The organism is Rhodanobacter glycinis, assembly GCF_900114325.1.
Lineage (GTDB): Bacteria > Pseudomonadota > Gammaproteobacteria > Xanthomonadales > Rhodanobacteraceae > Rhodanobacter_A > Rhodanobacter_A glycinis.
Map to the genome: position 1 here is coordinate 1 of NZ_FOSR01000010.1, position 21,434 is coordinate 21,434.

Genomic DNA, 21,434 nt, shown 5'->3' on the forward strand with positions numbered 1-21,434 from the left:
AGACGCTTCGCATGTGCAGATCCCTCTGAGACGAACCCGACCATCCTTGGCCGGGCTTCTCAAAAGAGCAGGATTCGCCTTGATGACGCATGTCGGTACAACTTGTTCCAAATCGCTTGTCACTCGTTTACACCTTTTGAAGCGGGCGCAGTTGCGCTGCTTCTACCCCTTCCCTGGCGGCCATAGCGCTGTGGCACCACCCGATCCCATCCCGAACTCGGAAGTGAAACGCAGCCGCGCCGATGGTAGTGTGCTTCTTGCATGCGAGAGTAGGTCACCGCCAGGGGCTTTATCCTTAGAAGGCCTCCCCATCCGGGGAGGCCTTCTGCTTTGCTGCCGACTGAACTGACGAAAACGCCCCCGCCGTGATCGCGTGGCAGGATGTCGGCGCAGCCTGCGCTGGCCGACTCTGCGCACGTACGATCTACCTTTTGGGCTGCATCAGGCGCTTCCGCAAACTCCGCATGCAGTGCAGGAAACGGCCCCGCTAAGGCTTTGTGACTGGCGCGGCAGTGCGCGAGAGCAGATACGAGCAAGCCCGTGGAGCCACTCAGCCCGGGAACGCGTGTTCCAGCCAATCCGGTACCGGGATGGCTTTCTCGTGCAAGAGTGCCGGGTTGAACAGTTTGGCCTGATAACGGGTGCCGGCATCGGCGAGCACGGTGACCACGGTATGCCCGGGGCCGAGCTCCCTTGCGAGGCGAATGGCCCCGGCGATATTCACGCCGCTGGAACCACCCACGCACCAGCCTTCGTCGCGCAGCAGCTGGTGCAGCAGTGGCACGGACTCCTGATCGGGGATGGACCAGGCAAGGTCGATCGGCGCGTCCTTGAAGTTTTCGGTGATGCGGCTGGAGCCGATCCCCTCGCTGATCGAATTGCCCTCGGCGAGCAATTCGCCATGGGTGATGAAATGAGCCAGGGCCGAACCCGTGGGGTCCGAAAGGGCGATCTTCACGTGAGGATTTCGCGCCTTGAGTGCCCGCCCGATCCCGGCCAGGGTGCCGCCCGTACCCGCGGAGCAAACGAATCCATCGATCTTGCCATGGGTTTGATCCCAGATCTCGGGCCCCGTGGTGTTCTCGTGCCAATCACGGTTGGCGGTATTGTCGAACTGGTTGGCGAACCAGGCACTCCCCGGCTTGGCTTCATTCAGCTGCCCGGCGTGGGCGCGCGCAACGTGGACATAGTGCTGCGGGTTGCTGAATGGCACAGCGGGAATCAGTCGCACGTCGGCGCCGGCGATGCGCAACGCGTCGATTTTCTCGCGGCTTTGCGTGTCCGGCATGAAGATGACCGTGCGATAGCCGCGACTGGCCCCGATCAGCGCCAGTCCGATGCCGGTGTTGCCGGCCGTGCCCTCAACGATGGTGCCCCCGGGCCGGATCAGTCCCCGTTGCTCGGCATCGAGCAGCAGGCCGAGCGCGGTCCTGTCCTTGATCGAGCCGCCGGGGTTGAGAAACTCCGCCTTGGCGAGCACCTCGCATCCGGTAAGGCTGGAGGCGTGATTGAGGCGCAACAGTGGGGTGTTGCCGACGGCGGAGGACAGGTTGGAACGGATGGTCATGATGCGGAAATCTGTGCTGGAAACGGGGCCGGCCACGGCACGGGTCGGCATTCCAAGAGAGTGCCACCAGCTGGCCTGGATGGGCGGTTTGGCGGATATGGCCAATCAACATAAGCCCGCAATGCAAGGTTCTATGCGGACTTTTGGACGTATGGACGTCTATACGTCCATTGACAAGCGAATTTGCAAAAGCTAGAGTCGGGTCCACTCATCGAGACCGGCTGAGGGACAGGCCCTTTGAAGCCGGGGCAACCTGCAGGTGATTCCTGCAACGGTGCCAACTCCTGCGGGGCGCTTCGGCGTCAACCGGTAGATGGGATGTCGTCAGCACGGCCATGTCGTGGTCTTTGACGGCAACTCGTTGCAGGTTCTCCGCAGGGGCGATGCCACAGGAGAACCACCGATGCCAGCTTCACGCGCCCATGCTTCCGACACCGACGAGCGCCACTCTGCCGTGGTCGTTGCCCTTTTCCCGCGAGCCACTTTGACCGACCAGCGCAGCAGTCGCACGCTGTCGTTGACGCCGCGTTATGGAAACGGAATGCGCGAAGTGGAAGTGCGCTACCGCTGGAGCGGCGCGCCGGATGCACCCACGGTGATCGTGCAAGGTGGCATCTCTGCCGATCGCGACGTGACGGTGACACCGGACGGCCGCCCCGGCTGGTGGGCCGAACTGGTGGGCGAGGATCGTGCGATCGACCTGACGGCCTGCCGCGTGCTGAGCATCGACTGGCTTGCTCCCGCGGACCTTGGTGACGACGTGGCTTCCGTGTCCAGCGAGGACCAGGCGGACGCGTTGGCCGCGCTCGTCCAGGCACTGGGCATCGATCAGGTAGAAGCCTTCGTCGGTTCGTCGTATGGCGCCATGGCGGGCCTTGCATTCGCTGCGCGTCACGCGGGCAAGATCGGGCGGCTGATCCTGCTGGCCGGCGCCCATCGTTCGCATCCGTTGTCGACTGCACAGCGTTCGATCCAGCGCCAGATCGTGCGCCTCGGCCTGGCCTCCGGTCAGACCGAAGAGGCCTTGGCTCTGGCGCGGCAATTGGCCATGACCACCTATCGCGGCGGGGAAGAATTCTCGCGTCGCTTCAACGGTGAGCCGGAGTATCGCGAGGGTCGTTTCCACTTCCCGGTCGAGGATTACCTGGAAAATGCCGGTCGTCGCTTCGTCGAGCGCTTCGATGTGCAGCGCTTCCTGGCCTTGTCCGAGTCGATCGACCTGCACGACGTGGCCCCCGAAGACGTGCATGCACAGACGACGTTGATCGGCTTTCCCACCGATCGCCTGATCCCGCTGGCCGATCTCTGTGATCTGCAGCGCCGGCTGCATGGCCCGGCCACGCTGGAAGTGGTCGACTCACCGTACGGCCACGATGCCTTCCTGAAAGAAACCGGCAAACTGGCGCCGCTGCTGCGCCAGGCCATCCCCTGTTGTTGTGGAGTGTGACCCCATGAGCGCCGATATCCCCGCCGACATCGCTTCCGCCACCCGCGCCGTGCGCGCCGGCATCGAATCCGATACCCAGCACGGTGCCGTGGTGCCGCCGTTGCATCTGTCCACCAACTACAGTTTCGAGGGCTTTGGCCGCAAGCGCGCGTACGACTATTCGCGCAGCGGCAATCCCACCCGTGACCTGTTGGCCAATGCCCTGGCCGAGCTGGAACAGGGCGTCGGTGCCGTGATCACGGCCAGCGGCATGGCGGCCGTCGCGCTGGCTCTGGAACTGGTGCCGGCCGGTGGCCTGGTGTTGGCTGCGCATGATTGCTACGGCGGCACGTGGCGCCTGCTGGATGCGTGGGCGAAGAAGGGCCGCTTCCGCGTGCAGTTCGCCGATCTCACCGACAGCGTGGCGCTGGCTGAAGGGCTGGCCAGCAAGCCGGCACTGGTATGGGTGGAGACGCCCTCCAACCCGCTGTTGCGCATCACCGACGTTCGCCACGTCGCACAGGCGGCCCATGCCGTGGGCGCGCTGGTGGTGGTGGACAACACCTTCCTGTCGCCTGCGCTGCAGCAGCCGTTGACGCTGGGCGCCGATGTGGTGGTGCACTCCACCACCAAGTACATCAATGGCCACAGCGATGTGGTCGGCGGTGCCGTGGTGGCGCGCGATGCGGCGGTGGCCGAGCAACTGAAATGGTGGGGTAATTGCAACGGCCTCACCGGCGCGCCCTTCGACAGTTTCCTCACCCTGCGTGGCCTGCGGACGCTGAACGTACGCCTGCGCCAGCATCAGGAAAATGCCGTGCGTATCGCCAGCCGTCTGGACGGCCATGCGGCCGTTCGAAAGGTCTATTACCCCGGGCTTGAGTATCACCCCGGGCATGCGTTGGCGGCACGCCAGCAGCAGGGTTTTGGCGCCATGCTGAGTTTCGAGCTGGAGGGCGACGAGACGCAGATCGAGGCGTTCGTCGATGGCCTGCAGTTCTTCTCGCTGGCCGAGTCGCTTGGCGGAGTGGAAAGCCTGGTGGCCCATCCGGCCACGATGACGCATGCGGCGATGACGCCGGACGCGCGCCGCCAGGCGGGCATCGCCGATTCGCTGCTGCGTCTGTCGGTAGGCATCGAGGATGGTGCCGATCTGCTGCGTGACCTCGATGCCGCGCTGTTGCGCGCCCAGGCCGCCGGGGAATCCAAACGCCGGGTGAGTGCATGAATGCGGTGCTGACTCCGGAAAAGGTTCGCGATGGGTCGAAGGCGGGCGTGGCCATCGCGGCCCGCGCTCCCGCTGGTATCGCCCTGGTCCTGCTGGGTACCGGCGTCGTGGGCGGGGCGTTTCTCAAGCTCTTGAACACGCCCGTGGCTGCCGCCCTGCGACTGGTCGGCGTGGCCAATTCGCGGCGTCAGCAGACGGCCGTAGAGGCACTCGCCGACCGTGGCTTGCGCGAGCAGTTGAAGCGGCAGGGTGATGCGCGCGACGACGTGAAATTGCTCAATGCACTGGATGCCAGCGACGCAGCCGTAAAAGTCATCGTCGATGCCACTGCCAGCGCCGAACTGGCGGCGCGCCATGCGGAATGGCTGGCACGCGGCTATCACGTGGTCACCGCGAACAAGTCGCTGGGCGGTGGCGAGCTTTCCGGCTGGCGTACCCTGCAGGAGGCGTTGGCCAAGGGCGCGCACTATGGCGATGCCGCCACCGTCGGCGCCGGCCTGCCGGTGTTGTCCACGCTGCGCCGCCTGCGCGCTTGCGGCGACGGGCTGCTGACATTGGAAGGTGTTTTCTCGGGCTCCCTGTCTTATCTGTTCAACCAGTACGACGGCAGTCGACCGTTTTCGGCACTGCTGGAAGAAGCGCGCCAGCAAGGCTATACCGAGCCCGATCCACGCAGCGACCTGTCCGGCGAAGACGTGGCGCGCAAGCTGCTGATCCTCGCCCGCAACGCCGGCTTTGCGCTGGGCACGGATGAGGTGGAAGTGGAAAGCCTGGTGCCGGAGTCCTTGCGCGGGCTGGATACGCAGGCTTTCCTGGCGCGTGCCGATGAGCTTGATGCACCACTGGCCGCACGGCATGCCGAAGCCGCGACGCGCGGCAACGTGCTGCGCTATCTGGCGCGGCTCAACCAGCGCGGGCACGCACGCGTTGGCCTGGTCGAAGTGTCGCCCACCCATCCGGCGGCGCGCTTGTACGGAACCGACAACCAGTTCGCGCTCACCACGACCCGGTACCACACCCAGCCGCTGGTGATCCAGGGACCGGGCGCAGGACCGGAAGTGACGGCACAGGCACTACTCGGCGACGTGCTGGCGTTGGGCTAGGAGCCTGGCAGACCGCAACAAAAACGAAGGGCGCGATCATCGGGATGATCGCGCCCTTCGTGTGTGGAGCCGCGGCCTTGTTCAGTGCCCGGTGATTTTTTCCGCTTCTTCCTCGTCCGGCGGCACCAGCGGTGCATCGGGTTCGAGAGCGGCTTCCAGTCGCGCGGCATCGATCGACGGCGTGCGCCAGCCCGACTTCACGCCCCACAGGTAGAACAGCAGGCCGACCACGGCGACCACGGCCAGATCCCAACCATAGGGCAGGTAGCCCTTGCCGCCGAACGTGGTGCTGCCGATCCACGAGACGAAGGCCAGTACTGGCAGATAGAAGATCAGCCACCAGGCGCCCTTCATCTGCCGGCCGAAGTCGTGCCAGCCACTCTTGGCCTGGTAATAAAAATAGATTGGCAGCGCCACGACCATCAGCAGGATGATCTCGCCGGTCAGTGGCCACTTGGCCCAGTACAGCAGCTCGGTGGACATGATGAAGGCGATGCCGGCCACGATTGGCAGGCCGGCCAGGCGGAACGGGCGGCCGAGTTCCGGGGCGGTGCGGCGCAGCGTCATCACACTGACCGGACCGGTCAGGTAGGAGATGATCGTGGCCACCGAGATCACCGCCGCCAGCGAACCCCAGCCGCGGAAGAAGAACAGGAACAGGAACGACACCGCCAGGTTCACCCACATCGCCGGGCGCGGTACGCCCCACTTCGGGTGCACGCGGCCGAGGATCTTCGGCAGCGTGCCGTTGCGCTCCATGCCGTACAACATGCGCGCGGTGGTGGCGGTGTAGGTCATGCCGGTGCCGCTGGGGCTGATCACCGCATCGATGAACAGCAGCGTGGCCAGCCATTGCAGCCCGAGGATGATCGCCAGGTCGGCGAACGGCGAGCTGAAATCCACGCCGTGCCAGCCCACGTTGGCCAGCATTTCACGCGGCACCGCGCCGATATAAGCCACCTGCAGCAACACGTAGATGACGGTGGCCAGCGCAATTGAGCAGACAATCGCAAACGGGATGCTCTTGCCCGGATTGCGTGCCTCGCCGGCCAGGTTCACCGGGCTCTGGAAGCCGTTGAAGCTGAACACGATGCCGGCGATGGCAACGGCGGTGAGGATCGAGGGGAAGTCGGTCTTGTGCAGTTCGCCGTGGATGCCGACGCTGAAATTCTCCGGATGGAAGCCGCTCATGATCAACAGCACCGCGGTGATCGCAGGGATGATCAGCTTGAACATCGTGATCGCGGTGTTCGAGCGTGCGAACAGCTTCACGCTCCAGAAGTTGAACAGGAAATACATCACCACCAGCGCTGCGGCGATCAGCAGGCCGTTGGTGCTCAACTCGCCGTGGCTGCCCGGCACCTGGTGGTACAGATCCTTGGCCCACTGCCACTTCCACGACGACATGTACTGCGCCGACGCCTCGGCCTCGACCGAGATCACCGAGACGATCGCGATCCAGTTCGCCCAGGCGGCGATGAAGCCCACCAGCGAGCCATGCGAGTAGTGGCCGTAGCGCACCATGCCGCCCGACTCGGGGAACATCGCGCCCAGTTCGGCATAGGTCAGGGCGATGGTCATGATGATCGCCGCGCCGATGACCCACGCCCAGATCGCGCCGGGGCCGGCGATCTGCGCTGCGCGCCATGCACCGAACAGCCAGCCGGAGCCGATGATGGAGCCGAGGCCGGTGAGCATCAGGGCGAACGGGCCGACGTCGCGTCGGATCGAACTGGTATGAGACATGAGGGCTCCCGTGAGGCGCGTGGCCAGATTCAGGTGACGTACAAACGCCCGATGATGACAGACCCTTTGCGGTGATGTCAGCCCGAGGGTGCCGGAAGTCATGGCCTGGTGGATGGGGGGGCGGCGCGTCGGGCACTGGCCCGCAAGGCATGGCGAATCGTCATAAGCTTTAATATCGCTTCATCGCGAACAAGAGATATACTTCCCGTGACCCCACCCGGAACGCGCCGCGATGCCGTCGATCAGCTTCGAATTCTTCCCGCCCAAGACCGATGAACAACGCGCCCAGCTCGATCGCGTGGCCGCCGCACTGCAGCCCGCGGCGCCCGAATACGTGTCGGTGACCTTCGGCGCGGGTGGTTCCACGCTCAGCTATACCTCCGACACCGTGCGCGGACTGCACCAGCAGCACGGTTTCCACGTCGCGCCGCATTTGTCGTGCATGGGTGGCAGTCGCGCGGAGATTGCCGCGCTGCTGGACGAGTACCGTGCCGCCGGTTACCGGCGCATCGTGGCGCTGCGTGGCGACTTGCCCTCGGGCATGGCCTCGGCCGGCGATTTCCGCTATGCCGCCGAGCTGGTTCGTTTCATCCGCGAGCACTCGGGTGATCATTTTCACGTCGAGGTGGCGGCCTATCCGGAGACCCACCCGCAGGCGGAAGACGCGCTGGTGGACTTGCGCCACTTCAAGGCCAAGATCGACGCCGGCGCGAATGGCGCGATCACGCAATACTTCTTCAACCCCGATGCCTATTTCCACTTCGTCGATGATGCGCAGCGCCTGGGCGTGAAGGTGCCGATCGTGCCGGGCATCATGCCGATCACCAACTACAGCCAGCTCAAACGCTTTTCCGACGCCTGTGGCGCGGAGATCCCGCGCTGGATCGCCAAGCGCATGCAGGCGCATGGCGACGATGCGGCCTCGATCCGCGCGCTGGGTGCGGAGGTGGTGGCGCAGATGTGCCTGCGCCTGCTCGATGGCGGAGCGCCGGGGCTGCACTTCTACACGCTCAATCGCGCCAGGGCGACGCTCGCGGTGCTGGAACGGCTGCACTGATCCGCGCCGGCGCACGGGCTATGCTTGCCTGATGCGCACGCTTGCCCTCCTGTTGCTGCTTCTCCTGCCCCTGCTTCTTTTGCCGACGGGCACGGCACTGGCACAGAACGCCATCCATCGCTGCGTGGATGCCAACGGCAACCCGGTGTTCACCGACCGCACCTGCGCGTCGCAGCAGGCCACGCCGGTAGCACCGAGCGCTGCTACGGCAACCGGCACGCAAGCGCCGATGCCGCCCGCCACGCTCTGTGCCGCCTCGCTGCCTGCCTTGAAACAGGCGGTGATCGATGCCTTTGCCGGCCGCGACCCGAATCGGCTGGCCGGCCTGATGCTGTGGGGCGGCTATGGCCATCATGCGGTGGTAGCGGATATCCGCTCACTGGGGCAACTGATGCGGCAACCGTTGCTTGGCATCCGTGTGGTCGGGGGTGACGACGGGGACGCCGACGACACGACGGCATCGGCGGACGGGATCACCGGCGAGCCGTCGGCTGCCGCGCCGGTGGCGCCGGCCTTGATATTGAGCACTTCCGATGTCGGCGGTGGCCCGCCGCAGCAGTCCACGTTCCCGGTGGTGGCTCGCGCCGGGTGCCTGTGGCTGCGTCCGCCCGGCTGATCGCCAAGCCTGCGGTCGCGGTATCATGGGCGGTCCCCCACGGAGAACCGACATGGCGCAGCAATATCCCGACTGGATCTGGCAGAACGGCGTGATCAAGCCGTGGGCCGAAGCGACTACCCACGTGATGGCGCATGCGCTGCACTACGGTTCCTCGGTGTTCGAGGGCATCCGCAGCTATGCCACGCCCGATGGTGCGGCGATCTTTCGCCTCACCGATCACCTGAAACGGCTGTACCAGTCGGCCAAGATCTACGACATGCAGCTGCCCTACAACCAGGACGAGCTGGCCGCGGCCTGCCGCGACGTGGTGAAGAAGAATGGCCTGACCGCCGCCTATCTGCGCCCGGTGGCCTATCGCGGCCTGGGCGGTTTCGGCCTGTCCGCCGAAACGCCGATCGACGTGGCCGTGGCCGCGTGGCCGATGGGTCCGTACCTCGGGCCAGAGGCGCTGGAACATGGCATCACCGCCTGCGTGTCGAGCTGGCAGCGGTTTGCGCCGAATACCATCCCGGCCGGCGCCAAGGCCGGCGGCAATTACCTTTCCGGCCAGCTGATCGCGCGCGAGGCACGTCGCCTCGGCTTCGGCGAAGGCATTGCGTTGGCCTCCACCGGCCTGCTCAGCGAAGGCGCGGGCGAGAACCTGTTTCTGGTCTTCGACGGCGTGCTGCACACCACCCCGGCCAGCGCCTCCATCCTCACCGGCATCACCCGTCATTCGCTGATCACGCTGGCGCGCGAAAACGGCATCGAGGTGATCGAGCGCGACCTGCCGCGCGAATACCTGTATCTCGCCGACGAGGTGCTGATGTGCGGCACCGCCGCCGAGATCACGCCGATCCGCGAGATCGATGGCAAGCAGATCGGCAACGGCAGCGCCGGCCGCGTTACCCGCCGCCTGCAGGAGCTGTTCTTCGGCCTGTTCAACGGCAAGACCAACGACCAGTGGGGTTGGCTGGAGTCGGTCTGAGCGGTTGTGTTCAGCCAATGACAAAGTAAAGAAGGGCGCAGCGATGCGCCCTTCTTCATGTTGAGCTCTTGTTGGCAAAAAGAAGGCATTTCGCATCAGGAGCACTTGAACCCGCTTCGCCGGCCTCCATGGTTGTGTGTCCGCACAAGGAGGATGGGCGATGATCGAGCTGTACAAGCTGCAGTGGTCGCATTACGTGGAAAAGGTGCGCTGAGCGCTGGATTTCAAGAAACTGGATTGGCGCGGCATCGACGTCGTCGCGTTCACCAAGAAGGAAATCCGGCATTTCGACTGCGCGCAAACCTTCCCGCTGATCCGCGATACCCGTACGGGCGTGACGATGAGCGATTCCTCGCCGATCATCCGCTATCTCGCCGAAACCTATCCGCGGCATGCCTTGCTGCCGGCGGATCCGGTCGAACGGGAAGCCGCATGGCAATGGATGCTGCGACTGGATTCGACGCTCGGATTGCATGCGCGGCGTCTCGGCTACACGCAGATCATCATGGAATGCCCGACGATCCTGGCGCAGTTGTTCATGCCGAACGTATGCGGCGGCCTGTTCGCCCGCCGCGGCTGGCGTGCCTTGGCCGCGCCGGTACTGGGCACCTTGTTGACGCTGCGCTTCCGCTTCCACCGCAACCGCGAGGATGGCGTGTACGAAGCGCTGGAGGCGCAGTTGTTGCCGATCGCCGCACAGCTGGAGCGGAATGGCTTTTTGGTGGGCGGACGCTTCAGTGCGGCAGATATCACCCTGGCGTCGCTGCTGCGGCCGCTGCGCATCGTGCCGCATTTCGTGCAACACCCGCGGCTGCAGTCGTTGTTTGCCTGGCAAGAACGGTTGTTCCGCGAGCATGGTCGGGAAGCGGCTTTTCCGTACGAGGCGATGGTCCGCGCAAAGCGTGAACGCAGCCGTCGCTGGCGCGCTCGGGCCAGCTGGATGCATGCGGATCGTGGGGTGGCCAGCGCGGCTGACGGGGCGGCGGATCGACAGGTGGCGCAGAACGACATTCATCCGAACAGTCGCTGGATGCTGCTGTTCGGGTTGCCAGCCTATCTGAAGTTGCGCTGGTTCAGTGGCGTGGTACGTGAACGTTATATGTCGGTGGCGTCAGTCGTGGGCTGAGCGATCGTTCGATGGTGGCTTTGGCCGACATAGGAAAGGGCGCATTGCTGCGCCCTTTGGTGGTGTCGCGAGGTTGACCTCTCACCCCAACCCTCTCTCCCGAAGGGGAGAGAGGGGGGTAACGGCTACTCAGTAGCGGTAATGATCCGGCTTGTACGGACCTTCCACCGGCACGCCGAGGTAGGCGGCCTGGTCGGGCGTGAGCTTGGTGAGCTTCACGCCGATCTGCTCCAGGTGCAGGCGGGCGACTTCCTCGTCGAGCTGCTTGGGCAGGCGGTAGACGGTTTTCTCGTAGACGTCCTTGTTCTTCCACAGGTCGATCTGCGCCAGCGTCTGGTTGCTGAAGCTGTTGGACATCACGAAGCTGGGATGGCCGTGGGCGCAGCCCAGGTTCACCAGGCGGCCTTCGGCCAGCATGTAGATGCTGTGCTTCGACTTGGCGAAGGTGTAGCGGTCCACCTGCGGCTTGATCGTCTCGCGGCTGACGCCGTCGGCGGTGTTGAGCCGGTCGATCTGGATCTCGTTGTCGAAGTGGCCGATGTTGCAGACCAGCGCGTTGTTCTTCATCGCCGCCATGTGCTCCAGCGTGATGATGTCCTTGTTGCCGGTGGTGGTGACGTAGATGTCGCCGATGCCGAGGGTCTCTTCCACGGTGGTGACCTGGAAGCCTTCCATCGCCGCCTGCAAGGCGTTGATTGGGTCGATCTCGGTGACGATCACGCGGGCGCCGAAGCCCTTCAGCGAATGGGCGCAACCCTTGCCCACGTCACCATAACCGCACACCACGGCCACCTTGCCGGCGACCATCAGGTCGGTGGCGCGCTTGATGCCGTCGGCCAGCGATTCGCGGCAGCCGTACAGGTTGTCGAACTTGCTCTTGGTCACCGAGTCGTTGACGTTGATCGCCGGCACCAGCAGCTTGCCCGCTTCCATCATCTGGTAGAGGCGGTGCACGCCGGTGGTGGTTTCCTCGGAGACGCCCTTCCAGCTGGCGGCCACGGTCTTCCAGAAACCGGGGCGTTCCTTGCGGGTCAGCTTGAGCAGGTCCTTGATCACCTGTTCCTCGTGGTTGGCGCCGGGCTGGTCGACCCAGTCCGAACCGTCTTCCATTTCCACGCCCTTGTGGATCAGCAGCGTGGCGTCGCCGCCGTCGTCGACGATCAGTTCGGGACCTTGCATGCCGGGATGGGTGAGCATGTCCAGCGTGCATGCCCAGTATTCCTCCAGCGTCTCGCCCTTCCAGGCGAACACCGGGACGCCGCTGGCGGCGATGGCGGCGGCGCAGTCATCCTGGGTCGAGAAAATGTTGCACGAGGCCCAGCGCACCGAGGCGCCCAGCGCGCTCAGCGTCTCGATCAGTACCGCGGTTTCCTTGGTCATGTGCAAGGAACCGGACAGGCGCACGCCCTTCAGCGGCTGCTGCGGCGCGTAGCGGGCACGGATCTGCATCAGGCCGGGCATTTCCTCTTCCGCCATGCGGATGCGGCGACGGCCCAGCTCGGCCAGGGCAATGTCGCGAACCTTGTAATCGTTCGCGGCGGTGTCTTGGGTAACAGCGTTCATTGAATATCTCCGGGTTTGCCAGCGAGCAAGTGCTGGCCATCCGGGCGCCGTTGGAACGGGAAGCGTCCATCGAGCCTGGCCGTCTCTGTGCACGGTCGCAGCGCCCCTCGATGGGAAGGGACCATTGTACCGTTATGACAAGATGGAAGGAGCGGCGCCGCAGAAATTCGGTAGGCTAGGAGCGTGGGCGGTAGAAATCTTCCGGGCTGCAGAAGTAGCTGCGTGGTCCATATTTCCGTCGCTTCTTGGCCCATAGAACCACTATGGGCCGGCGAATCGTCGAAAATCTGTCCTCACGCAGCCACTTTTTCGCCTCGAAAGTTTCTACCGCCCACGCTCCTGGAGGGTCTGTCGGTTCAGCGCTTGGCCGATCCGCGACATTCGGCGCCGCCGCACGGCTTCCGCCGAATTCTCGCAACGACCACGCCGGGTTCGACATACTCGTCAAAGCAGTTCGTATTCAAGCCATCATGGCCGCATCCCGGTACAGGCCGGGGTCCAGGGTTTTCGTGCCACTTCGCTGGCGCTGGATTCCAGCGTTCACTGGAATGATCGACCGATGGCTTGCCCGGTTCATCCCCTTCAGTTACCGGAGCCATTGATGGAAGCCAGCAGCACCCCCGATTTCCTGCCGCACGACGGCCCCTTGCGTGAAGACGTCCATCAGCTCGGCGCCCTGGTGGGCCGCATGCTGGCCGAACAGGGCGGCGAGAAATTCTTCCATCGGGTGGAGCAGGTGCGCACCGCGGCGATCCGCCGACGCCGCGAAGGCGAGGCGGTGGATGGGCTGGCGAGCTCGCTGGCCGGTCTCGAAGCGGACGCTGCCGAAGCGCTGGCTCGCGCCTTCGCCACTTATTTCCATGCCGTGAATACGGCCGAGCGGGTCCATCGCATCCGCCGTCGCCGCGACTACCAGCGTGCCGGCGGCGCGGCGCAACCCGAATCGCTGCTTGACGTGCTTGCGCGGCTGAAGGCGCAGGGCGTGCAAGCGGACGAGTTGCTGGAATGGCTGCCGAAACTGCAGGTCGAGCCGGTGTTCACCGCGCATCCCACCGAGGCGGTGCGCCGCTCGCTGCTGGAAAAGGAACAGGCGGTGGTGCGCGCGCTGGTCGACGATTTCGATCCCACCCGCACGCCACAGGAACGTGCCGGCGACGAGGACCGCATCTACATGGCGTTGTCCTCCGGCTGGCAGACGGCCGAGGCCTCGCCGATCCGGCCCACCGTGCAGGACGAACACCACCACGTGGGCTTCTACCTCGCCAACCCGCTGTACCGGGTGGTGCCGGCGCTGTACGAGGCGCTGGCCGATGCGCTGCAACAGGTTTATGGCGTGGCCGTGCCGCTGCCGCGCCTGCTCAGCTTCGCCACCTGGGTCGGCGGCGACATGGATGGCAATCCCAATGTGGGCGCCGACACCATTGCCGCCAGCCTCGCCACCCAGCGCGCGCATGTGCTGGAACGCTACGCGGATGACGTGACTGCGCTGGCGCGGTTGTTGAGCCAGACCGAAGGTCGCGTGGGCGTCGACCCACGGCTGGCGGAACGGCTGGCCGACTATCGCAAGCGCTTTCCGCAGGCCGCGGCGCAGATTCGCCCGCGCCATGCCGACATGCCGTACCGCAGCCTGCTCACCCTGATCGCCGCCCGGCTGCAGGCCACGCACGAGGACGATCATGCGGAAGGCTATGCGTCCGTGGATGAATTGCTCGACGACCTGCAGCTGATCGATGCGAGCCTGGTCGAACATCACGGCCTGCATGCCGGCGCCTACGCGGTGCGGCGATTGATCTGCCGTGTGCGCAGCTTTGGCTTCCACCTTGCCCGGCTCGACGTGCGGCAGGATTCACGCGTGCATGACGATGCACTGGCGGCATTGTTCGGTGATGCACAGTGGAACACGCTCGATGCCGGCCAGCGTGCCGACCGTTTGCGCCCTTATGCCAGCGGCGAGCAGGCGTTCAAGGCCAGCGCCGACGAAACCGTCGCGCGCCTGCAGGCGGTCTTCCGCACGCTTGCCGACACGCGCCAGCGTTACGGCGTGGACGCCACCGGCCTGTACATCATCAGCATGGCGCGCACCGCCGCGGATGTGCTTGCGGTGCTGGCGCTGGCGCGGCATGGCGGCTTTGCCATTGCTCCCTCCGCCGAAAAGGCAGGAGAGGGCGGGCGCATCGTGCCGCTGGATATCGCGCCCCTGTTCGAAACGGTGGACGATCTGAAGAACGCGCCGGCCACCTTACGGGCCTTGCTCGACGATCCGGTGTATCGCAGTCACCTGCGCACCCGCGGCGACATGCAGTGGGTGATGCTCGGCTATTCCGACAGCTGCAAGGATGGCGGCACCCTGGCCTCGCGCTGGGGCTTGCAGCGCGCGCAGGTGGAGTTGCTGGACGTGGCCCGCGCGGCCGACATCCGGCTGTCGTTCTTCCACGGTCGTGGCGGCTCGGCCAGTCGCGGCGGCGCGCGCATGACGCCGGCGCTGATGTCCTCGCCGCGTGGCGCGGTGGCGGGCGTGTTGCGCGTCACCGAGCAGGGCGAGGTGATCCACCGCAAGTACGGCATCCGCGCGCTGGCGCTGCGCAATCTCGAACAGACCGTGGGCGCGGTATTGCGCGCCAGTCTGCGTCCACGCGAGGACGACCCGCGCGAAGAGCAGTGGCGCGAACACATGAACGTGCTCGCCGCGCGCAGCCGCGAAGCGTACCGGGCCTTCATCGATCGCCCCGGTTTCATCGACTATTTCCGCACCGCCACGCCGATCGACGTGATCGAACAGATGGCGATGGGCTCGCGCCCCGCGCGCCGACGCAGCATGCGCGGCGTGGAGGATCTGCGCGCCATTCCGTGGGTGTTTTCGTGGACGCAGTGTCGCTCCATCATCACCGGCTGGTATGGCCTGGGCAGTGCGCTGGAACACGGTGCCGAAGTGATGGGCGAGGCCGCGCTGGTGGAGATGGCGCGTGACTGGCCGTTCCTGGCCAATGCGCTGGACGACGTGGAGATGCTGCTGGCCAAGTGCGACCTCGACATCGCCGAGGCCTTCTCGAAACTGTCCGGCCCGTTGCACGAGGGCTTCTTCGGCCTGATCCGTGACGAATTCGAGCGCACCCGCCACTGGCTGTTGCGGCTCAAGGGCGCCAAGTCGCTGTTGCGCGACGATCCGCGGCTGGCGGTGTCGATCCGCCTGCGCAATCCCTACGTCGATCCGATGAGCCTGTTGCAGGTGGACCTGCTGCGCCGCTGGCGCGCCAGCGGCGGCGAGGACGAAGGGCTGCTGCGGGCGCTGGTGGCCTGCGTCAACGGCGTCTCGCAGGGTCTGCAGAACACCGGCTGAGCGCCGGTGTCCGGTCGGCTCAGTTGAGCGTGGCGGGATCCGGGCCGATCCGCGTGCCCGCATCGAGCGTCTGGATGGCAGCCATGTCCTCGCCGTCCAGGCGGAAGTCGAAGACCGCGATGTTCTCGCGGATTCGCGACGGCGTGACCGACTTGGGAAACACCACCAGGCCCAGTTGAACGTGCCAGCGCAGGATCACCTGCGCCACGCTCTTGTGGTGCTTCTTCGCGATCTTCGCCAACACGGCGTTCTGCAGCAGGTCGCCGCGCGCCAGCGGACTCCACGATTCGGTGACGATGCCGTGCTCGGCATGCCAGGCGCGCAGCTCGTTCTGTTGCAGCAGTGGATGCAGCTCGATCTGGTTCACCGCCGGCACCACGCCGGTCTCGCCGACCAGGCGCTTCAAATCCTCGACGCGGAAGTTGGAGACGCCGATGGAGCGGATCCGCCCCTGTTGCCGCAACTCGATCATCGCCTTCCAGCTTTCCACGAAGCGGTTATTGGCCGGGCACGGCCAGTGGATCAGGTACAGGTCGATGACCTCCAGCCCGAGCAGGCTGCGGCTCTGGTCGAAGGCGCGCAAGGTGCCGTCGCGGCCCTGGTCCTCGTTCCACAGCTTGGTGGTGATGAACAGCTCTTCGCGATCAAGCCCCGATTCGGCGATGGCGTGGCCCACGCCCTCCTCGTTTCGGTAGATCGCGGCCGTGTCGATGTGGCGGTAACCGGCGTCGAACGCGGTCAGTACGCTCTCGGCGGTCTGCTCGACCGGTGTCTGGAACACGCCCAGGCCGAATTGCGGAATGGGGTGGCCGTCGGACATCGGGATGGAAGGCACGTTGGCGGGCATCAAGAACTCCTGCGGGTGGGTCGCACGCAGCATCATGGCCGATGCCATGTCATCGCGATGCGCAGACCGGGCATGCGCGATGTGTTTGCGAGGGCGCGGCGAGCCGTCCGCTGGCGGACAGTAGCATCCGCAAACGGACGAAATGGCCTGCCGATGCCGCGAAATGCCGGGGAGAATCCCTGTGCAGCAAGGCTTTGCCCGCATGGCACGGGTATTGCTGAAGCAGGGCATGGATATTGCCAACCCCATGCTGAAAATCCGCAAACGCCGCCGCCTGCAGTGGAGCGTGGCCGGCGGTGCGCTCGCGCTCGCCGCGCTGGTTGTGCTGGTGTTGCGGCTTGGCCCTGCGTTGCCCACCGCTGATCGCGGCAGCCTGTGGGTCGACACGGTGCAACAGGGCGACATGCTGCGCGAAGTGCGCGCCACCGGCACCCTGGTGCCGCGCGAAATTCGCTGGCTGGCGGCGGCCACGCCGGCCACGGTGGAGAAGATCCTGGTCTGGCCGGGCACGCCGGTGCAGCCCGATACCGTGCTGATGCGCCTGTCCGACCCCACCGTGGAAGACGCGTTGAGCAACGCCCAGGCGCAGGTGGCTGCGGCCGAGGCCGACGTGGCCGCCAAGCGGGCCCAGATGCAGTCGCAATACCTCGACCAGCGCTCGGCGCTGGCGCAGGCGCAATCGGATTACGCCTCGGCCAAGGTCAAGGCCGACGCCGACGCCAAGGCGGAAAAGATGCAGTTGATCCCGCGCGTGCAGTTCGAGCAGGGCCAGATCGCCTTGAAGCAGTTGCAGCAGCGCGAACAGATCGAACAGCAGCGCGTGGCCGCGTTCGGCGGCAACATGCGGGCGCAGATGGCAGCGGTGCAGGCCGCATTGCAGCAGCAACGCAGCAACTTGCAACTGCGCCAGCGCCAGGCCGACGCCTTGCAGGTGAAGGCCGGCATCGCCGGCGTGCTGGAGGAAGTGGCAGTGCAGGAAGGCGCACAGGTCGCGGCCGGCACCAACCTCGCGCGGGTGGCGCGTCCGGACGTGCTGATCGCGCGCCTGCAGGTGCCCGAGGTGCAGGCCAAGGACGTGGTGATGGGCATGCCGGTAAGCGTGGATACCCACAACGGCCTGGTCGACGGCAAGGTCGAGCGCATCGACCCCGCCGTGCGCAACGGCAGCGTGCAGGTGGATGTCACGCTCACCGGCAAACTGCCGCCCGGTGCACGCCCGGATCTTTCCGTCGATGGCCGCATCCGCATCGCCCTGCTGCACGACGTGCTGTCGGTGGGGCGCCCGGCGTTGGCCAAGGCCGACAGCGACCTCAGCCTGTTCCGCCTCGATGCCGGCAGCGATACCGCCACCCGCGTGCCGGTGCGCATCGGCGCCGCCTCGGTCGACCGCGTGCAGATCCTGCATGGATTGAAAGCCGGCGATCAGGTGATCCTGTCCGACACCAGCCAGTGGGACAAATACGACCGCATACGAGTGAAATGACACCTGCCTGAACCCCTCTCTCTTTGGGAGAGGGGCAGGGGTGAGGGTACGGGCGAAGCGAAACGCGCCGCGGTACCCGAACCCTCATCCGGCCCTCCGGGCCACCTTCTCCCGGAGGGAGAAGGAAACCGACGAACAACGAGTGGACCATCTCATGACCGACACCGCTTCCGTCATCGCCCTTCACGACATCCGCAAAGTCTTCCAGACCGACGAAGTGGAAACCCATGCGCTCAGCGACGTGCATCTGGACGTGCGTCGTGGCGAGTACGTTTCCATCTCCGGTCCGTCCGGTTGCGGCAAGACCACCTTGCTGTCGATCCTCGGCCTGCTCGACACCGCCAGCAGCGGCAGTTACACGCTGAACGGCCACGATGTCGCCGGGCTCAACGCGGCACAGCGCGCACGCATCCGCAACGCCGAGATCGGTTTCATCTTCCAGGCGTTCAACCTGATCGGTGACTTGAGCGTGCAGGAAAACGTGGAGCTGCCGCTCACCTATCGTGGCGGCATCGACGCCGGCGAGCGCCGTGCACGCGTGCAGGAAGCGCTGGAGCGCGTGGGCATGGCGCACCGCATGCGGCATTACCCGGCGCAGCTTTCCGGTGGCCAGCAACAGCGCGTGGCGGTGGCGCGCGCGCTGGTCGGCAAGCCGGCGATCCTGCTTGCCGACGAGCCCACCGGCAACCTCGACTCACGCAACGGCGAAGCGGTGATGGCCCTGCTCGCCGAACTGCACCAGGGCGGCGCCACCATTTGCATGGTCACCCACGATGCGCGTTACGCCGAACTGGCCCAGCGCAAGATCCGCCTGTTCGATGGCCGCGTAGTCGACGAAGACACCTTCGACCGCCTGCGCCGCGAAGACGAGCAGCGGCTCGATGCGCTGATCGGCCAGCACGTGGAAGTCGACGCATGAATATCTGGCTCGCCGAGATCTGGCGGGCCTGGCGCGCCAGCCTGCGCCGGCCCGGCTTTCTGCTGTTGGCGACCGGGGTATTGGCGCTCGGCATCGGTGCCAGCGTGGCGGTGTTCGCGTTGATCGAAGGAACCTTGCTGAAGCCGTTGCCATATCCGCACGCGCAGCAATTGGTGGCCGTGGGCATGATGACTGACGATGGTGCCGGGACATCCCCTGAGCTGCATCAGCACCTGGTCGGCATGCAGGGCGTCGAGTCCATCGGCATCGTGACGTCGCTGGCGCCGTCCAACGTGATGATCGGCGGGCGCCCGATGCAGGTCCCGACCATGTTGGTCGATCACGACTTGCTGCCTACGCTTGGTGTCCACCTGGCATTCGGGCGCAATTTCAGTGCGGCCGAGGATCAGCCCAACGGGCCGCCGGTGGTCATGCTTGGCTACGCGTTCTGGAAAAACCATTACGGCGGCAACCCCCAGATACTGGGTCAGAGCCTTGTAATCGAAGGCAAGCCACACACCATCATTGGCGTGTTGCCGGCGGGCTTCGGCCTGCTGGGCCGGATATTCGATCTGACGGGCCAGATAGACGTAGTGCTGCCTGCCGCACTGCCAGCGAACAGCCACGACGACGGCACCAACTACATGAGCGTGGCGCGCCTGGCGCCTGGCGTCGGCATCGCCGCGGTATCGGCGCAGGTCAATGCGCGTGCGCGGGCGTTGTATGCCTCCCAATCCATGCCCACGTCGCAGAAAAATTGGCTGGCGCAGCAGCATTTCACGGCGATCAGCCTGCAAAGCCAGATGCATGTCGTAGCGCGCGGCATCCTGCTGCTGTTCCAGGCCAGTGCCTTGCTGGTACTGCTGATCGCGTTGGTCAATCTGGGCAACCTGATGCTGCTGCGTTCGCTGGCTCGCGGGCATGATGGTGCCGTGCGCAGAGCCTTGGGTGCTTCGCTGTGGCGGCAAGTGTTACCGGCGTTGGCGGATGCCCTGCTGATTGGTGTGTGCGCCTCCCTTGTCGGGGTGCTGCTGGCTTGGGCGTCGCTGGACGTGTTGCGCCATGCCGTTTCCGCCGAATTGGTCGATTTGAACGCAGCGGTGCTGGACGGACGCACCATGTTGCTGGCGCTGATGGTTGGCGTGACGGCCGCACTGGTCGCCGCCGGACTGGGTGTATGGCGCAGTCGCAGGATGGGCGACATGGATCATCTGCGGGAGGGCGGACGTAGCGGCTTCGGGCGTACGGACCAACGACTGGGGCGTGTGCTGGTGGTCACCCAGGTCGCGTTGGCGACCGCGTTGCTGGTCGTTGCGGGCCTGTTTCTGCATGCACTGTATGACGCCGCGCATGCCCAACTCGGGTTCTCCGACCAGCGCATCCTGACCATGGAACTGGCACCGGTGAAGTCCAGCTACCCGGATGCCGCCAGCGTGCAGCAACTGGCGCAACAGGTGTTGGATCAACTGCGTGGGCAGTCGGGTGTGGAGGCTGCAGTGGCCAGCACCAACCTGCCGGTGGGGCAACAATTGAATCTCCCCATGCATGTTCCGGGCGGTGAACCGTTCAACGCGCAATTTCGCGCCATCAGCCCGGGTTTCTTCCCGGCATTTGGCATTGCACTGCGCGAGGGCCGCCCCTTTGATCAGGGCGACGTGCGCGGCGGTGAGGCGGTGGCCATCATCAACCGTGAGCTTGCCGATCACGTCTATGGCGGGCACGCCTTGGGCAAGATCATCGACGTCTATCAAGGCCCCGAGGGTGTCGAGGCGCGCATCGTGGGCGTGGTGGCAAACACCAGTCAGTACGGACCACTCGGGCCGCAGCCACCCATCGTGTATCTGCCGCTGGCGCAGACGCCGGACAAGCTGATTCAAGTGGTTCGTTCGTTCGAGCCGATGCGTTTCGCGATCCGCGTGCATGGCGATCCGCTGGCGTATCGCGATGTCATGCGCGAGGCCGTGGCGCGCGTGGCGCCAACGCAGCCGATCGCCAACATGCGTACATTGGCCTCGATTGTCGAAAGCACCACGGCTGACGCGCGGCTGGACCTGCTCTTGATCGGTGTGTTCGCCGTGCTGGCGCTGGTACTGGCCAGTGCCGGCCTGTACGCGGTGATGGCGGTGTCGGTGGCCGCGCGCGAGCGCGAAATCGGCGTGCGCATGGCGCTCGGTTCCTCGGCATCGAGGTTGCTGGCCTGGGTGCTGCGTGGTGGCGTGATCCAGATCGGCATCGGGCTGGTCATCGGCGTGGTGCTGACTCTGGTCGCCGCACGTTCACTGCGCAAGCTGATGTTCGACACCCTGGGTACTGACAGTGCATTCGACCCCTGGACGCTGCTGGCCGTGGCGGTCTTGTTGCTCGTGGCCGGCGTATTGGCCTGCCTGCTGCCAGCACTGCGCGCAGCGCGGGTGGCGCCGATGCGCGCCTTGCGCGGGGAGTAGAC

General features: G+C 65.5%; 15 protein-coding genes, 1 rRNA gene and 2 riboswitches. Of the genes, 12 read left to right on the plus strand and 4 right to left on the minus strand.

Annotated elements, in window-relative coordinates; translation table 11 throughout:
• The first annotated feature begins 172 nt into the window (after window positions 1–172).
• Window positions 173–286: ribosomal RNA gene (gene rrf, locus BMY90_RS11585) — 5S ribosomal RNA — on the plus strand.
• A 264-nt stretch (window positions 287–550) separates the two neighbouring features.
• Here the strand turns inward: rrf and BMY90_RS11590 are convergent.
• Entirely contained in the window at window positions 551–1,567 is a 1,017-nt protein-coding gene (locus BMY90_RS11590; protein ID WP_092704266.1) for a cysteine synthase A, read from the minus strand.
• A gap of 205 nt (window positions 1,568–1,772) precedes the next feature.
• A riboswitch (SAM riboswitch) is annotated at window positions 1,773–1,887 on the plus strand.
• Window positions 1,888–1,970: 83 nt separating this feature from the next.
• Between BMY90_RS11590 and metX the strand changes: the two genes are divergently transcribed.
• From metX to BMY90_RS11605, 3 genes are read left to right on the plus strand one after another with little or no spacing between them, the layout of a single operon-like run.
• On the plus strand, window positions 1,971–3,014 hold the full coding sequence (gene metX / locus BMY90_RS11595) for a homoserine O-succinyltransferase MetX (RefSeq protein ID WP_092704096.1): 1,044 nt from the start codon (window positions 1,971–1,973) through the stop codon (window positions 3,012–3,014).
• 4 nt (window positions 3,015–3,018) lie between these two features.
• A complete protein-coding gene (gene metB, locus BMY90_RS11600; protein ID WP_092704098.1) occupies window positions 3,019–4,221 on the plus strand; it encodes a cystathionine gamma-synthase in 1,203 nt (400 codons plus the stop codon).
• Window positions 4,218–5,324, plus strand: coding sequence for a homoserine dehydrogenase family protein (locus BMY90_RS11605; RefSeq protein WP_245735025.1), 1,107 nt, complete (start codon window positions 4,218–4,220; stop codon window positions 5,322–5,324). Before metB ends, BMY90_RS11605 begins: the two co-directional genes overlap by 4 nt.
• An 81-nt stretch (window positions 5,325–5,405) precedes the next feature.
• On the opposite strand, the gene BMY90_RS11610 is transcribed toward BMY90_RS11605, so the two are convergent.
• Window positions 5,406–7,070, minus strand: a complete 1,665-nt coding sequence (locus BMY90_RS11610) for an APC family permease (RefSeq protein ID WP_092704100.1) — start codon at window positions 7,068–7,070, stop codon at window positions 5,406–5,408.
• Between the two features lie 232 nt (window positions 7,071–7,302).
• Here BMY90_RS11610 and metF point away from each other — a divergent pair, with 232 nt between their 5' ends.
• From metF to BMY90_RS11630, 4 genes are all read left to right on the plus strand, one after another.
• Entirely contained in the window at window positions 7,303–8,127 is an 825-nt protein-coding gene (gene metF / locus BMY90_RS11615) for a methylenetetrahydrofolate reductase [NAD(P)H] (RefSeq protein ID WP_092704101.1), read from the plus strand.
• A 31-nt stretch (window positions 8,128–8,158) separates the two neighbouring features.
• On the plus strand, window positions 8,159–8,743 hold the full coding sequence (locus BMY90_RS11620; RefSeq protein WP_092704103.1) for a DUF4124 domain-containing protein: 585 nt from the start codon (window positions 8,159–8,161) through the stop codon (window positions 8,741–8,743).
• A 52-nt stretch (window positions 8,744–8,795) separates the two neighbouring features.
• Window positions 8,796–9,713: a branched-chain amino acid transaminase gene (locus BMY90_RS11625; protein WP_008213988.1), complete on the plus strand. Its 918-nt coding sequence runs from the start codon at window positions 8,796–8,798 to the stop codon at window positions 9,711–9,713.
• A 340-nt stretch (window positions 9,714–10,053) separates the two neighbouring features.
• Complete coding sequence (locus tag BMY90_RS11630; protein WP_092704105.1) at window positions 10,054–10,839, plus strand: glutathione S-transferase family protein; 786 nt, start codon at window positions 10,054–10,056, stop codon at window positions 10,837–10,839.
• A 129-nt stretch (window positions 10,840–10,968) separates the two neighbouring features.
• Here the strand turns inward: BMY90_RS11630 and ahcY are convergent, their stop codons facing one another.
• Window positions 10,969–12,402 (minus strand): adenosylhomocysteinase, encoded by a 1,434-nt coding sequence (gene ahcY / locus BMY90_RS11635; protein ID WP_092704107.1) that lies wholly within the window; start codon window positions 12,400–12,402, stop codon window positions 10,969–10,971.
• Between the two features lie 35 nt (window positions 12,403–12,437).
• Window positions 12,438–12,517: riboswitch (S-adenosyl-L-homocysteine riboswitch) on the minus strand.
• Window positions 12,518–13,003: 486 nt separating this feature from the next.
• On the opposite strand from ahcY, the gene ppc reads away from it, so the two are divergent.
• Window positions 13,004–15,739 carry a phosphoenolpyruvate carboxylase gene (gene ppc / locus BMY90_RS11640; RefSeq protein ID WP_092704109.1) on the plus strand — a complete coding sequence of 912 codons (2,736 nt, stop codon included), beginning with the start codon at window positions 13,004–13,006 and terminating at the stop codon, window positions 15,737–15,739.
• Between the two features lie 19 nt (window positions 15,740–15,758).
• On the opposite strand, the gene BMY90_RS11645 is transcribed toward ppc, so the two are convergent.
• Window positions 15,759–16,586: an aldo/keto reductase gene (locus BMY90_RS11645; RefSeq protein WP_092704268.1), complete on the minus strand. Its 828-nt coding sequence runs from the start codon at window positions 16,584–16,586 to the stop codon at window positions 15,759–15,761.
• Window positions 16,587–16,788: 202 nt separating this feature from the next.
• Here BMY90_RS11645 and BMY90_RS11650 point away from each other — a divergent pair, with 202 nt between their 5' ends.
• The 3 genes from BMY90_RS11650 (at window position 16,789) to BMY90_RS11660 (ending at window position 21,432) form a co-directional block, all read left to right on the plus strand.
• Window positions 16,789–18,069: an efflux RND transporter periplasmic adaptor subunit gene (locus BMY90_RS11650; protein ID WP_245735026.1), complete on the plus strand. Its 1,281-nt coding sequence runs from the start codon at window positions 16,789–16,791 to the stop codon at window positions 18,067–18,069.
• A gap of 154 nt (window positions 18,070–18,223) precedes the next feature.
• A complete protein-coding gene (locus tag BMY90_RS11655; protein WP_037098027.1) occupies window positions 18,224–18,988 on the plus strand; it encodes an ABC transporter ATP-binding protein in 765 nt (254 codons plus the stop codon).
• On the plus strand, window positions 18,985–21,432 hold the full coding sequence (locus tag BMY90_RS11660) for an ADOP family duplicated permease (protein WP_092704111.1): 2,448 nt from the start codon (window positions 18,985–18,987) through the stop codon (window positions 21,430–21,432). The genes BMY90_RS11655 and BMY90_RS11660 overlap by 4 nt, the downstream gene beginning before the upstream one ends.
• The last annotated feature ends 2 nt before the right edge of the window (window positions 21,433–21,434 follow it).